The sequence below is a fragment of the Undibacterium sp. Xuan67W genome (genome assembly GCF_049340165.1).
GTDB lineage: Bacteria > Pseudomonadota > Gammaproteobacteria > Burkholderiales > Burkholderiaceae_D > Undibacterium.
Window position 1 is genome coordinate 1 of record NZ_JBMPPN010000040.1, and the last position, 13,176, is coordinate 13,176.

Annotated in this window: 15 protein-coding genes; 7 read left to right on the plus strand and 8 right to left on the minus strand. The window is 45.0% G+C overall.

Annotated elements, in window-relative coordinates:
- The first annotated feature begins 131 nt into the window (after positions 1 to 131).
- On the plus strand, positions 132 to 566 hold the full coding sequence (locus tag ACO0LE_RS19880; RefSeq protein WP_422962063.1) for a hypothetical protein: 435 nt from the start codon (positions 132 to 134) through the stop codon (positions 564 to 566).
- A gap of 658 nt (positions 567 to 1,224) precedes the next feature.
- Here the strand turns inward: ACO0LE_RS19880 and ACO0LE_RS19885 are convergent.
- On the minus strand, positions 1,225 to 2,127 hold the full coding sequence (locus ACO0LE_RS19885; protein ID WP_422962064.1) for a LysR family transcriptional regulator: 903 nt from the start codon (positions 2,125 to 2,127) through the stop codon (positions 1,225 to 1,227).
- A gap of 196 nt (positions 2,128 to 2,323) precedes the next feature.
- On the opposite strand from ACO0LE_RS19885, the gene ACO0LE_RS19890 reads away from it, so the two are divergent.
- From ACO0LE_RS19890 to ACO0LE_RS19900, 3 genes are read left to right on the plus strand one after another with little or no spacing between them, the layout of a single operon-like run.
- The gene (locus tag ACO0LE_RS19890; protein WP_422962065.1) at positions 2,324 to 3,460 is read left to right on the plus strand and encodes an alpha/beta hydrolase; all 1,137 of its coding nucleotides are present in this window, start codon (positions 2,324 to 2,326) and stop codon (positions 3,458 to 3,460) included.
- A gap of 30 nt (positions 3,461 to 3,490) precedes the next feature.
- The gene (locus ACO0LE_RS19895) at positions 3,491 to 3,838 is read left to right on the plus strand and encodes a cyclophilin-like fold protein (RefSeq protein ID WP_422962066.1); all 348 of its coding nucleotides are present in this window, start codon (positions 3,491 to 3,493) and stop codon (positions 3,836 to 3,838) included.
- Positions 3,839 to 3,878: 40 nt separating this feature from the next.
- Positions 3,879 to 5,120, plus strand: a complete 1,242-nt coding sequence (locus ACO0LE_RS19900; protein WP_422962067.1) for an MFS transporter — start codon at positions 3,879 to 3,881, stop codon at positions 5,118 to 5,120.
- A 180-nt stretch (positions 5,121 to 5,300) separates the two neighbouring features.
- Here the strand turns inward: ACO0LE_RS19900 and ACO0LE_RS19905 are convergent, their stop codons facing one another.
- The 5 genes from ACO0LE_RS19905 to ACO0LE_RS19925 all read right to left on the minus strand — a co-directional run bounded on the left by ACO0LE_RS19905 (position 5,301) and on the right by ACO0LE_RS19925 (position 9,025).
- Positions 5,301 to 5,717 carry a nuclear transport factor 2 family protein gene (locus ACO0LE_RS19905; protein ID WP_422962068.1) on the minus strand — a complete coding sequence of 139 codons (417 nt, stop codon included), beginning with the start codon at positions 5,715 to 5,717 and terminating at the stop codon, positions 5,301 to 5,303.
- 41 nt (positions 5,718 to 5,758) lie between these two features.
- A complete protein-coding gene (locus ACO0LE_RS19910; protein ID WP_422962069.1) occupies positions 5,759 to 6,502 on the minus strand; it encodes an SDR family NAD(P)-dependent oxidoreductase in 744 nt (247 codons plus the stop codon).
- 10 nt (positions 6,503 to 6,512) lie between these two features.
- The gene (locus tag ACO0LE_RS19915) at positions 6,513 to 7,160 is read right to left on the minus strand and encodes an NADPH-dependent F420 reductase (RefSeq protein WP_422962070.1); all 648 of its coding nucleotides are present in this window, start codon (positions 7,158 to 7,160) and stop codon (positions 6,513 to 6,515) included.
- 124 nt (positions 7,161 to 7,284) lie between these two features.
- Positions 7,285 to 7,869: an NADPH-dependent FMN reductase gene (locus tag ACO0LE_RS19920; protein ID WP_422962071.1), complete on the minus strand. Its 585-nt coding sequence runs from the start codon at positions 7,867 to 7,869 to the stop codon at positions 7,285 to 7,287.
- 316 nt (positions 7,870 to 8,185) lie between these two features.
- Positions 8,186 to 9,025: a pirin family protein gene (locus ACO0LE_RS19925; protein WP_422962072.1), complete on the minus strand. Its 840-nt coding sequence runs from the start codon at positions 9,023 to 9,025 to the stop codon at positions 8,186 to 8,188.
- 134 nt (positions 9,026 to 9,159) lie between these two features.
- Here ACO0LE_RS19925 and ACO0LE_RS19930 point away from each other — a divergent pair, with 134 nt between their 5' ends.
- Together ACO0LE_RS19930 and ACO0LE_RS19935 are read left to right on the plus strand one after the other, a co-directional pair.
- The gene (locus tag ACO0LE_RS19930) at positions 9,160 to 10,074 is read left to right on the plus strand and encodes a LysR family transcriptional regulator (protein WP_422962073.1); all 915 of its coding nucleotides are present in this window, start codon (positions 9,160 to 9,162) and stop codon (positions 10,072 to 10,074) included.
- 293 nt (positions 10,075 to 10,367) lie between these two features.
- Positions 10,368 to 11,600 (plus strand): patatin-like phospholipase family protein, encoded by a 1,233-nt coding sequence (locus tag ACO0LE_RS19935; protein ID WP_422962074.1) that lies wholly within the window; start codon positions 10,368 to 10,370, stop codon positions 11,598 to 11,600.
- A gap of 140 nt (positions 11,601 to 11,740) precedes the next feature.
- Here ACO0LE_RS19935 and ACO0LE_RS19940 read toward each other — a convergent pair whose 3' ends face one another.
- Positions 11,741 to 12,178 (minus strand): winged helix-turn-helix transcriptional regulator, encoded by a 438-nt coding sequence (locus tag ACO0LE_RS19940; protein ID WP_422962075.1) that lies wholly within the window; start codon positions 12,176 to 12,178, stop codon positions 11,741 to 11,743.
- Between the two features lie 187 nt (positions 12,179 to 12,365).
- Here ACO0LE_RS19940 and ACO0LE_RS19945 point away from each other — a divergent pair, with 187 nt between their 5' ends.
- Positions 12,366 to 12,710, plus strand: a complete 345-nt coding sequence (locus ACO0LE_RS19945) for a FlxA-like family protein (RefSeq protein WP_422962076.1) — start codon at positions 12,366 to 12,368, stop codon at positions 12,708 to 12,710.
- Between the two features lie 250 nt (positions 12,711 to 12,960).
- Here the strand turns inward: ACO0LE_RS19945 and ACO0LE_RS19950 are convergent.
- Positions 12,961 to 13,176 (minus strand): hypothetical protein (locus tag ACO0LE_RS19950; RefSeq protein WP_422962077.1); only part of this gene is annotated, 216 nt, incomplete at its 5' end.

The window sequence follows — 13,176 nt, forward strand, 5'->3', positions numbered from 1 at the left end:
CCACGTTCAGTGACTTGTTTAATCGCTTCTGCTTTGAATTCTTCAGTGAATCGACTCTTTCTCATGATGTACTTCCTTCTCAGTTTTTGACATTATTAAATGTCTACTGAATTAGGGGAAGTCCACTCATCATGAACAAAATTACACTAGCCGCTCGTTTCACTTGCATATTTTTTCTTTGTACTTCAGCAACTGCATGGGCAAACGATCCTATTGGCAGTTCCGCAATAGGCTCTAATGTGACAAAGAAACAGAGTCTTCATCAAATTGTTAGTAAAGCGATGGAGTACAAATCAAAAAACGTCATTGTGTCTTCAAAGCTTCATCAAATATCGGTCTCATTAGCCAATGGTTCAATGAACGAGAATACACCTGAAGAGCGAAAATTAGATGCAACTAAAGTCGCGTCACTCATCGAAAATGCAATTATGAATCAAGAAAAATATGCTGACGTGACAATAATTCATATTAACTATATTAAGCGTGTTACCAATCACAACACCCTGATACAGGGATATGATTTTATTCAAACTCCAGCAGGTGTTTTTGTATTGAATAAAAGTTAGTGTTTTCACCCAGTAATCAATAGTCTGCAATTAGACCGATGTGTGCGATTCATAGACATCATTCCAACTTATATTATTGGTGTGCAATCAATATTGCCCATCGTTGACGTAGCAAAAAAAACCGACTGGTTTATGCCGCAAGTACGAGGCTCTCTTGATAGTCTCGATAACTACGTAAGCGGAGGGACATCTTGATTCACTTCTCGTTCTACAAGTAGGTATAGAAATTAATAATCTGGACGAATTCCTCGATGATGATGTTCTGGTAGTTCCAAGGATAAATCAACTCTGTTTTCAATCATCCGAAAAATCCTTCGCAGGCACATTGCGCCACGAGTTGAAGCAGTGCTTAACCGAATCATTCAGATTACCCGGCCCGCGTGGGCATTCCAGATTGAACGCTTAAGGTCGTAACGCTAAACTATTTTTTCAGTCACATTGAAGCGAAGATGATTAAGGTATCGAAGCAGGCGCACAACCGGCTTGTGGCAAATGATGTTAGATGTTTTTCGATTGAATTTTCCTTCAGTTAAAACTATTAAGAACTTCACGTAATTTGATGGCAAAAATACGACCTCTAACGAATCGACACTTGTGAATAGTGGAAGCTCTAAATCGATTTTTGAGATTATCGACATCAAGCGCATCCAATATGCAGCTAAGCAGGTGGATTATTATCAATCTTCAAGGTGTCTATTACCATTCGTAACGCAGGAGAAACATTCCGATGCGGGTAATACAAATACAACCCTGAGAAACTATGACTGTAGGATTTCAACACGCAAATCAGTGTACCGAGCTCAAGCTCTTCGGCCACCAAGCTTTCAGGTACATATGCCAGTCCCAAACCAGCTTTGGCTGCCGCTACCTCCATGTAACTATCGGAAAATACCCATTGTCCAACAGGCTTATGTTTTAATGGTTTTCCATCTTGCCAGAACTCCCAATGATAAAGGCTTCCATCTGCGAATTGATAGGCAATGCAAGGGTGTGTAGATAAGTCCTTTGGTGACTGCGGGAAACCGTAGCACTGGAAATGATCGGGAGTGGCAACCACGACCATCTCCATATCTGGTGTAATCCGTACTGCAATCATCCCCTCTCCCACATCGCCACCCAAGCGCACTCCTGCGTCGAACTGTTCATCAATGATATCTACAAAACGACTCTCACTAATTAGCTCCAATCGAATATCCAGATAGCGCTGTTTGAAAACCTTCAGTTTCGGCAACAACACTTTATCAATTGCATGCTGACTTGCGTTAATCCTTACTGTGCCGGAAGGGGTATCTCTGAAATGCGCAAGCATGGATACGCCGGAGTCCAATGTTTGAAAGCTAGCTAGGACGGTATGGTAAAGCTGCTCGCCTGCCCTGGTAAGCGATAGCTTGCGGGTGGTTCGCGTTAAAAGTTGTACTCCAAAGCGAGTTTCGAGCTCGCTTAATGTTCGGCTGATACCCGACTGCGCTACTCCAAGCTTGGCGGCCGCCTTAGTAAAGCTGCCTTCACGAGCCACTAACATAAAGACGTATAAATCGTTGTAGTTTTCCCGAGGTGCCATGTCAACGCGGCCCGCAAATACAAAAACTCAGTATATGCGTGAAAAGCAGCGCCTTGCAAATACTTATAACTCTACGGCATTAATCTTATCGATTTCTTCCATCTATTAATCACATTTAGAGCTAATTAGAATGCAAGTCATGCGTAAGTAAACACCAATCGCAGAATCTAAAGTTTGTCCAAACAGGAGTGTAATTATGAATTTTCTCTCAAAAAACCTTAAAACTATCGCCTCCAACTTGTTTTTGAGCGCGACTTTAACTGGAGCTTCTGCTATGACCTTTGCACAAAATGCCAATCCTAACGACGCAGTAAGTACTGTAAAAAAATGGGATAAAACCTTTGCCCAAAGTAGAAACGTTGAACACCGCAAAGTAACTTTTAAAAATCGTTATGGCATTACCTTAGTTGGCGATTTGTACATCCCGAAAAACCATGGTGACCATAATCTGGCAGCGATTGCTGTAGGCGGTCCGTTTGGTGCCGTCAAAGAGCAGTCAAGTGGCTTGTATGCACAAACACTGGCCGAACGCGGTTTCATGACTTTGGCGTTTGACCCTTCATACACCGGTGAAAGTGGTGGGGAACCGCGCAATTTAGCGTCACCGGAAATCAATACCGAAGACTTTAGCGCGGCAGTGGACTTTCTTGGCACGCAAAAAGAAATCGACCGAAATCGTATAGGTCTGCTCGGCGTATGCGGTTGGGGCGGTATGGCACTTAATGCAGCGGCAGCAGATACCCGTGTAAAAGCGGTTGCCACTAGCGTGATGTATGACATGAGCCGCGCTATGGGGCATGGTTTGGGTGATGGGAAAGACCGCTACTCTACGGCTGATCGTCGTGCCGTGATGAAATACCTCAACGAAAAGCGTTGGAAAGACGTGGAGAGTGGTACGTTTTCCCGATCAAACCATGACATTTATGTTGATCAAGAAGGTCACGTTACGGCATTTGACCGCGGCTTACCAGAAACTCTACCAGAAAATCCCCATCCTGTATTGAAAGAGTTTTTCGATTACTACCGCTTGCCGCGTGGTTATCATGAACGCTCCATTAATTCTACGAGCGCATGGAATACGACTATGCCTCTGTCCTTCATGAATATGCCGCTATTAAGTTACGCAAGCGAAATCAATATTCCTACGTTAGTGGTCGCCGGTGAAAATGCCCACTCGCGCTATTTTTCTGAGGATGCTTTCAAAGCGATAGGTAGCAAAAACAAAGAACTCGTCATTGTGCCTAATGCTAATCATGTGGATTTGTATGACAACCAAGCGAAAAAAATCCAGTTTGACAAATTTGAGCAGTTTTACAAAATCAATTTGAAATAGGCTTTGGCAACATCATCGTAGGATTTTACTGTGAACATCCGAATAGAAGTAGACGGTCAAAGCGTGCTTGGTACGCTCGACGACACAACCGTTGCACATGAATTTGCAGCACTGCTGCCGCTTACTCTTACGTTGACGGACTATGCCAGTGTCGAGCGTATCTCTGATCTCCCGAAGAAGTTGCGTACGACCGATGCACCTGCGGGTGTGACGCCAGAGGCTGGTGACATCACCTACTACGCTCCTTGGGGAAATCTGGCAATTTTTATAGACAATAACGTTTACGCCAAAGGGTTGGTAAAGCTGGGCAGGATTGATTCAGGGATAGAAATTTTAGAACACATCACACCACTAAAAGCCCACATAAGCGTTTACTAGCAATAGCCTTATTTTTTAACTATCAACAAATAGGTAATTCATGAGTATTCAAGTCTGTGACACACCAAATCAAGCGAGCAACATCATTTATGAACGGGCTCCCAATCTTGAACAACCGGCGTTCTGGGGTGGAGTGTTTGCGATGACTCTGTGTATTTTTTCCTTAGTTTCATCTGAATTCATGCCCGTTGGTTTACTCACGCCGCTTGCTGCAGATCTATCGATTAGCGAAGGTTTAGCGGGGCAAGGAATCGTGATATCTGGCATGTTCGGAGTACTAACCAGCCTATCCATTTCTGCACTGGCAGGTGGAATAAACCGAAAAATACCCTTACTGACGATGACCTCATTAATGCTGCTCTCGGCGCTAATCATCGCATTGTCACCTAACTACGTAACATACATGACTGGCCGAGCTTTTTTGGGTGTTGCGATAGGTGGTTTTTGGTCAATGTCGGCGGCAACGGCCATTCGGCTAGTACCAAAGGATCAATTGCCACGCGCTTTGGCAATCTTTAATGGCGGCAATGCGCTAGCAATAGTTGTCGCCGCTCCCTTGGGTAGCTATATCGGCTCACTACTTGGCTGGCGCGGCGCATTTTTTTGTTTAATACCCGTATCACTTATTGCACTTATATGGCAATGGCGTAGCTTACCAGATTTGCATCCTGAGACGCATACGCAGACAGTTACCAATCCATTCAAGCTCTTTAAAAATCAATTAGTTACACTCGGCATGTCAGCGGTTGGCATATTTTTTATGGGGCAGTTTGCGCTTTATACTTACGTGCGGCCTTATTTGGAAGCAGCTACGCATATCAGTAGCACAATGCTATCTATCGCACTCTTGACCATCGGCCTCGCGGGTTTTGTTGGTGCGTCACTGGTTGGTTCGATAGTGCAAAAAATCGGCGTATATCAAACCTTAATAGCTATTCCATTTTTGCTGTCGATTATCGCGTTATTACTGATTACATTTTACGATGCGCTAATCCCGGTGATAGTTTTGCTTGGCCTGTGGGGTTTGGTTGCTACTGCTGCGCCCGTAGTTTGGTGGATGTGGCTGACGAATACAATTCCCGACAGTGCCGAAGTGGGCGGGGGATTGATGGTTGCAGTCATTCAACTCGCTATTGCACTCGGGTCCATCTTGGGCGGCATATTGTTTGATATGAGCGGATACCAAAGTACATTTATGTTGAGTGCTGTTTTATTGGTAATTGCTGCATTTCTGGCGCTTTTGAGTTTTCGTAAAGCGACCTTATACGAAAAAAATAATTAGTTTTTTTGTTAAATTTATGAGCAACTTTATTGAACTGTATTTGCTGTTTTAAGGGGGGAGTGTTCGTCAAAGTACGTCCGCCCCCCTTTAGTTTCCTTTGAATTTAGTCCACAACGGCAACTTAAAAGTACCACTGCGCAAGAGCAAAGGAGCGTAGTCATAAAAATGGAGACAGTAAATTCAGAAACTTGCACCACTCATCGCAGCCACGAATGCCATCGGATTCCAATACTCACGGTAGTTGACGATCAAACCATTCCGGAAAGTTACGAACGTCGCATAGCTCATTTCGTAAGGATTACCGTTACCGATAACTTTTCCGGAAGCGCTCCACTCTGCAATGGCAACGTTTGGATCTTCAGTGACATGGATCTTCAGTGTAGGAATTGTTTTTACATCGATGACGCTTGGGTAATTGCGCAAATATTCAAAGATAGCAGCGCGACCTATAATTTTTTGGGATGCGACATCGGGCGCAAAAGGAAATTCAACAACAACATTCTCGTCACAAAGTTCTGACCAACCTTTCATATCTTTGGCGAGAAAAGTATCTAAGCTACGTTTTAATAATTGAGAAGCTGTTAAATTGTTATTCATCACTTAATCCTATTTTTGGTTAATAAAGTAGTTTTGTGAAATCATCCAACGCGATATTGTCCACCATCGACCACTAGCGCTTGTCCTGTCATAAAAGCCGCATCGTCCGATGTCAGAAACAAGATTGGTCCGACAATATCCTCAGGTTCGGCAAAACGTTGAATAGCTTGCCCTTGCCATGTTGCTTTGCGCTGCTCCTCACCTTGCGCTTGGGTAGCAACCGTATTAGTGAGACCAGGAAGCACTGCGTTGCAGGTTATGCCGTCGCTTGCAACATCATTAGCAAGTCCGCGCATGAAGCCGATAATGCCCATTTTCGACGCGATATAATGGCTCATTCCCTTGACGGTCAACCCCACAGAATTAGAAGAAATACCGACAAAACGCCCCCATTTATTTCGACGCATTCCTGGTAAGAATTGTTTTGCAGACAGAAACTGAGCGTCGAGGTTGACCGACATTGTCCTTTTCCACGTATCTAGATCAAGTTCTTCAATTGGGTGGTTGGGATAGTAAGCGGCATTATTAATAACGATATCGACTTGACCGAAGGTTTCCTCTGCCACACGGGCGATAGCCGCCCAGCCATCTGGATCCGAAACATCAGCTGCAACACCTACTGCGTTACGTCCGATCGCTGCAACTATTGCATTCGGTGACTGTAGGTCAACGGCTACAACTTTTGCTCCGTGATACGCTAGGGCTAAGGCAATGGCAGCGCCAATGCCTCGCCCAGAACCAGTCACGACCGCGACACGACCTTGGTGAGATAACGAACTTGACATCATCATCCCTTTAAATTTTGATGAAGTTAATCGCTGCAAGCGGACCAAATGGCAATTGTGCTAGAGGTCCTCCAGCATCAAGCATGCCAAGATCTACCGCAAAATAACCCGCGGCCTCGAGGAGCTTTCTGACTTCCGCTTTTGCTTCTACGTCGTCACCGGAAAAGAACTGAACACGTTGGCCGCCAGACGCCACCGTTTGAGGCAAAACATTAACGTCGAGGTGATTCAGGGCTTTAACGACACGTGCGCCTGGTACCATTTCACGAAACACAGCACTAGAGTGTTTCCCTCCCAGATCAATTGCCTTGATGCCCCATTCCGCTAGCGGATTGGTCGGATCTTTAGGGACGTTTGGATCAAGAAACTCTACTGGATTTGTTCCATCAATAACGATGCGACCGTTCCAGGCAGGCATCCCTCCCAGCAGCTTCGAGAGTGATTCCCAACGCACGGCAACAAGAACAATATCTGCGCGCGCTGCTTCTGCCACAGTACCGGCTTTAATTGACGGACCTACTTCTTCGATAAACGACGCTAAAGAAGCTGGCCCACGACTATTCGCAATAGTCGCGGACACTCCCTTTTGCGCAAGTACACGTGCCACATTGGAGCCTAGTCCGCCAGAACCAATAATACCTATAGTCGAACTTGTCATTCTTTATTCCTTTTGATAGATAGTGTTTAGAAAAAAATGAATCATCAGTGCCCAATCCGCTGACCATATTTACCTCGGAATCTCGTGCCGCTTTTATAACGAAGAATTCCGTATCACGAGCAAGTTATTTTGCGTCTCGTGCTTGCTTAAGTACTGCGGCCCACCAGACAATATCGTCAAGCAATGCATTTGCTGCCTGTTCGAGATGTGGAAAATCTTCGAAAGTTTTTCCTTGCTGCCAAATACCTAAAAATTCCGCCATTCCTATATGAACGGCGCTGCGTGTTGGAGCCATTTGCAACTCAATTGCTACAAGTCGCAATTGCTCGACAGCACGAGCTGCGCCGACCCCACCATAGCCGACGAAACCGATTGGTTTGCGAATGTATTCTTTGTAGGCGTAGTCAAATGCATTTTTTAGTACGGCGCTCGGGCCGTGATTGTACTCAGGGGTTACCGCTATTATTCCGTCTAAAGGTGCGAGGGTTTCTGCCCATGTTTGTGCTGCAGCGTTCTTCACTGGTGCCCATGACGGAGCCGCCGCTTCCTCAAAAAATGGCATTTTATGGTCACGCAAATCGATTAACTGAACTGTAAGATCCTGTCGCTTAGCCGCTATTTTGTGGATCCAATGCGCTGGTTTTTCACCGAACCGCCCCTCACGTGTCGATCCAATAATGATGCCAATATGAGGTTTTATTATCGCCATGCTGGGTTGCTCCTAGTTAGGTTGAGATAGGTAGGGAAGCGAATGCATAAAAAAACATTGAGAATAGGTTCACAAAAATAAAGTAGACCTACCCACCATTAAATAACGCGACGTTTGTTTTATAAAAATTCGTTCTTAGCCAATTGCTTCGACGGACTATAAAGTGGCTGACGATGGGTGAATAGATAGAAATTTCGTATTACACTCATCCAATTAACGTAGTAATCAAGTAGTGATAGTTTGCTCAACGCTCATATAAATAGTATTCAAGTTGGCCTAGCAAGATCCTCTGGATTACCTAACGCGAACAAAGCAATCAGCTTAAGCGTCCTTGACTTCGGAGCACCGCCCCAATTCGTCGAATTTCCGCCTCACCTTGCTCGAGTGCAGATTTATTGGTGTGAACTGAGTAGGAACCAGTAACTAGTTCATAGGGATGTTTTACTGCAGACCCGAGCACAAATGACGATTCTTCATTTGCGATAACGTCAATGGATTGACCCGACTCTTTAAAAATTACTAATTCTCCTGCACTGATGGGCTCAAACGCATTGATTTGTCCGGCGTTTACCGCTAACCAAGCAACAGTATGTCCAGCTGGGGGGGTATAACTCCATCGTTCACCCGATTTCAGACGCACTGCCAAATAGGTCATATCAGACGGAGCAGGAATTAAACTTTGCGCGGCTCCATATCGACCGAGCATTACTCGTACTTGACCCTCTTGTGGAACCTCAGAAGGTGAAAGATAGAGACTTTGCGCTGGCGCATTTTCTTCGTTTGGGGGAAGCGCAACCCAAAGCTGGAAACCCTGAATGCGAGAGCCACTAACCGGTCCTCCTTTATGCCACACGCCATTGCCAGCGCGCATCCACTCAACTCCACCAGCGGGCAACACTCCCGACTTTCCTGTGGTGTCTTCATAAACCACGTCGCCCTCCAACAAAAAGGTTAGAGTCGCGAGCCCAGAATGTGGATGCATGCCAAAGCCCTTTTGTCCGCCCTGGGATTTGAAATCAACGAGATCCAGAAATACAAAAGGTTTCAATAAATTACCGAGATCCCCGGGACTCATTAGTCGTGTAATTGGCCCATGAGTCGTTCCGCGCGTGCGAAAGGCGATTGTGCGTTGTTCACTATTAGTTGATGTGTTCACGAAATATTCCTAATTGATTAAGTGGCTACGAACCTAAGGTGTGGTGATGTATTGCGATGATACGATTAACTAGATTGGTTTAATAGATGGTATAGTCGTAGTTAACTCATCCATTTTTGCAAGTAATAAAATTTATGTTAGACCTGAATGACATAGCACTCTTTGTGGTGGTGGTTCGAAGCGGTAGCTTTGCTGAAGCAGCAAGACGTCTAGGCTTACCGGCCAACACAATAAGTAGACGCATACAACAATTGGAAAATCATCTCGGCATCCGACTTCTTCAACGCACAACGCGGAAACTGATGCTTACAAGTTCAGGGCAAATGTTTCACGAGCGCTGCGCTGGAGAAATTGAAGGTCTCAACGCGGCGGCAAACGATTTAATGAAATGCACACAGGAACCCAGTGGTCTTATCAGGGTCGCTGCTCCAGCCGATTTTTTCGACTTCTTTTTGATGAATTGGACAGCAGGTTTTTTGGCCAAATACCCCAAGGTATCGATTGAGTTCAAACTTAGCGATGACAAGGTTGACCTACTGGCAGAAAGGATTGACGTGGCTTTTCGTGGCGGTCCGATGCAAGACTCCGGATATATAGGAAGGCAGACGTTATGTGATGGAAATCGTAGTTTGGTGGCAAGCCCCGCTTACATTTCTGCGCATGGCATGCCAAGTTCTTTACAGGACCTTACGACGCACTCTTGCGTGTCATTTTCACAGCCTGGAAGCAATACAACCTGGCGCCTTTCTGGGCCAAACGATGTTGAGGAAGAAGTTCAATTTGTTGCTCGTTTTTGTGGCAACACAGTGCAATCGGTGCGAAAGGCCGCCGTGGCTGGAATTGGTATCGCTTTATTACCCAATCCTGTTACGAAACTTGATCTGCAATCTGGAACGCTCTTGCCAGTTCTTCCGATGTTCAAAGTTGCTGGTGCCAATCTTCACGTGCTCTATCCAAGCAGACGATACTTGCCGCTGGCGGTCTCAACATTTATTGACCTTGTCGTCGAAAAATTGACTGCGGATTATGCTGCACCAGAAGCGGAATAAATAGGAGATGTGACAAATGAATGACATAGCGTGCACTAATTTAAATGTACTCAATTGAATCTCGGTAACATTACGATTACCTTATTTTGTCCGCTGCGCGACATGTCCTTTGTACTACATGTCTTTGCTTCAAAACCAGAAAACGTTCCAATACAATTTACTTCAATATGAACTTGGCTATTCTACGATTTCCACTAATTGCGGTGATTCTTTGTCTGCTTTCGGCATGTAGCACCATTCGTCCGGCCTATAACTCTGAGTTGCTCCCCAAGGTGCAGCGGCCAGGTTATAGCATGAGCGCCCTTCCGCCTACAGCAACCAATGGAAATGAGTTATTCGTTGCAGCCTCTTTTTCTGGCGGAGGCGCGCGGGCGGCGGCGTTGGCTTATGGCGTGTTGGATGCCATGCGCGAGACTGCTGTTGAAGTCAATGGTACCCGCCGCACACTATTTGGCGAGCTCGATATTGTCAGTGCGGTGTCTGGCGGCAGTATGACTGCGGCATATCTAGGAGCACATGGAGATGCAATATTTCCTGCTTTTTACGATAAAGTTCTGATGCGCGATCTTCAATCAGATTTTGTCCGCGAACTCTTATCACCCACCAACTTGGATTGGTTGTTCTCAGACCGATACGGACGTAGTGATGTGTTAGCAGCATTTCTAGACAGAGAGATATTCAGTGGCATTCGTTATGCTGACCTACTTGCGCGGCGAACACGACCATGGATTTCAATTAGTGCCACTGATATGTCTCTTGGAGCTCGGTTTGAGTTTGTTCAAGACCAATTCGATCTCCTATGTTCTGATTTGGCGAGTGTTCATTTGGCCACGGCAGTGGCGGCCTCTTCAGCCGTTCCAATTGTGCTATCACCGCTTACCCTTAAGAATTATTCTGGGCCTTGTCCAGTCGACGCTAACCTCGATTTGTACGGCCTTTTTGGTGATCGTCGAAAAGCAAAACAGCTCGAACTTACGAGCACTTATTTGGATAAGAAGGACCGACCCTTTGTCCATTTGCTGGATGGAGGTCTGGCTGATAATCTTGCTACACGGGGCCCTTTGGAATCAACTTTGGCACGCGGCGGTTTTCGTGAAGTAGTAAATGAAAGCGGTACACAGGGAATACGCTGGTTTGTTTTTATTGTCGTGAACGCTGAAAGCCACTCTGGTTTTGACTCCGATCGCTCCGATCGGGTACCGTCACTTTTTCGAGTGAGCCAAGCAGTAGCAGACATACCATTGGGTCGGTATTCAAATGATTCTCTGGAGCTACTGCGCGAGGCACTGACACGCTGGTCTAACGAGTCGTCAGAATACGATGGAAAGCCTATGCAGGCCTACTTCATTGAAGTGAACCTCGATGCAGACGAAGCGAAAGGAGATCATCAAAGCTTACGGACATTGCCTACTGCGCTTAGTCTCCCCCCGGATGACGTGCGTCGAATAATAGAGGCAGGCAAAGCGCATTTTCTAGGCTCTCGAGAATTAGCGAGACTATTAAAAGATCTTAGCGCGTCAAAATAAGATTGCCTTACGTGTTTTGGAAAAGAGAGAATGATTGTGTACTATATTCGATGCCATCGTATTGCAGACGAAACCAGTTTTTAACAAGGTAAACAATCGAGACGTGCCAGATATTGCTGCTCATTTTAAGATAATCTTATTCATTTTGCGGCATAAAACTCCGCACGTCGCGGTGCATTAATTCGCTCACGATCTTCAAAAGCATCTCTTGAAGCCAGCATCTCCGGTCTGTGCTCTTCAGCCCAGTCGTACAATGCTCGCAGCGGTACCACTAATTTCAAACCAAGTTCAGTAAGAGCATAATCAACGCGTGGTGGAATGGTTGAATACATCGTGCGGGTAACCAACCCATTTTGTTCTAATCCTTTGAGAGTAAGCGTAAGCATACGTTGTGATATCCCCTCAATTTGACGGTTAATCTCGTTGTATCGCATTACTCCATTATAAGATAGCGCCGCCACCACCATCACTGTCCATTTATCTCCGATGAGTGAAAGAATGTCTGCGACGGCTCTGCGTTTATCATAAGAGCAATCGCTTTCCGTTAAACCACATGCACTAGTGTTTTCTTTTGTCATAAATATTTCTACTAGCGATATAACAACATAGGGAGTCTGTATCGTATGATTAACTATTAGCAGTTATATATCTGTATATAAGTAATCTCTACTGAAGTTAGTCCAGTAAAAAATTGAACTAAACCATATTTGATTACATATAGTAACTCTCTTCTTCTTACAAACATAACTTCGTACGAAAGTACATATGCTCATCTCTGTAGGACGCAATAACGTCACCGTTGGTGCCATTGGTAATTCAGATAACGCAATTGCTTTGCTGCAAAAGCGAATGGCTGGGCTCATGAAAAAATTGCAAGATGCTTCTAGGGATACGTCACCCGGCGCGAAGGATAGGATAAAACTATTGCAGTTGCAAATACAGGCAATACAAACACAAATCCAACAATTGCAAGCAATACAAGCACAAAAAGCGGCCTTAGAACAATTGAAGCGAGATCAAAAGCCAGCAAACACTAACATAACGCCGACTTCAAACAGTGATCATTATCATACTTTTAATTCGGGAATTTTGGTCAATACAACCGCTTAACTAACGGCGTCGCTGCCAAAAATACCCTGCTTCATTTACTAACTTTAGACGGCAAAGTCTCTGTTAGTAATAACGGAGTCAAACGTGCTTGTCTGCGGATATTAGTAATGGTTTTTGTGGCAGCATTTAAGTAATGTTATTGCAATGAGGGACCTTGTAAGATCCCTCATTAAATAACATTCGTAAGGATGCGACAGCGCTCCTATTAACTCACACCCACCAATTAAAAAATTAAGCAGCTAAGGTGACATTACAAAGAAACCCTACACTGTAAACGCTCAACTTTGTAAGCACTACCTAAGAATTTTTTATCTGGGCGTTTCTTTTTTGCACCCACATAATGAACTTCCCAGACTTTACTAGACACTTTGAAGCCTCTGGAAATAAGCGTCTTCATATTTGACGGGCGATAGTCCGCCGTTGTGTGAATGACGTTTGATTGGATTGTAAAACATCTCGATAAAAT

Coding starts and splice junctions, on each gene's coding strand:
- ACO0LE_RS19880 (WP_422962063.1), top strand. CDS start 132: ATGAACAAAATTACACTAGCCGCTCGTTTCACTTGCATATTTTTTCTT.
- ACO0LE_RS19885 (WP_422962064.1), bottom strand. CDS start 2,127: ATGGCACCTCGGGAAAACTACAACGATTTATACGTCTTTATGTTAGTG.
- ACO0LE_RS19890 (WP_422962065.1), top strand. CDS start 2,324: ATGAATTTTCTCTCAAAAAACCTTAAAACTATCGCCTCCAACTTGTTT.
- ACO0LE_RS19900 (WP_422962067.1), top strand. CDS start 3,879: ATGAGTATTCAAGTCTGTGACACACCAAATCAAGCGAGCAACATCATT.
- ACO0LE_RS19905 (WP_422962068.1), bottom strand. CDS start 5,717: ATGAATAACAATTTAACAGCTTCTCAATTATTAAAACGTAGCTTAGAT.
- ACO0LE_RS19910 (WP_422962069.1), bottom strand. CDS start 6,502: ATGTCAAGTTCGTTATCTCACCAAGGTCGTGTCGCGGTCGTGACTGGT.
- ACO0LE_RS19915 (WP_422962070.1), bottom strand. CDS start 7,160: ATGACAAGTTCGACTATAGGTATTATTGGTTCTGGCGGACTAGGCTCC.
- ACO0LE_RS19920 (WP_422962071.1), bottom strand. CDS start 7,869: ATGGCGATAATAAAACCTCATATTGGCATCATTATTGGATCGACACGT.
- ACO0LE_RS19930 (WP_422962073.1), top strand. CDS start 9,160: ATGTTAGACCTGAATGACATAGCACTCTTTGTGGTGGTGGTTCGAAGC.
- ACO0LE_RS19935 (WP_422962074.1), top strand. CDS start 10,368: ATGAGCGCCCTTCCGCCTACAGCAACCAATGGAAATGAGTTATTCGTT.
- ACO0LE_RS19940 (WP_422962075.1), bottom strand. CDS start 12,178: ATGACAAAAGAAAACACTAGTGCATGTGGTTTAACGGAAAGCGATTGC.
- ACO0LE_RS19945 (WP_422962076.1), top strand. CDS start 12,366: ATGCTCATCTCTGTAGGACGCAATAACGTCACCGTTGGTGCCATTGGT.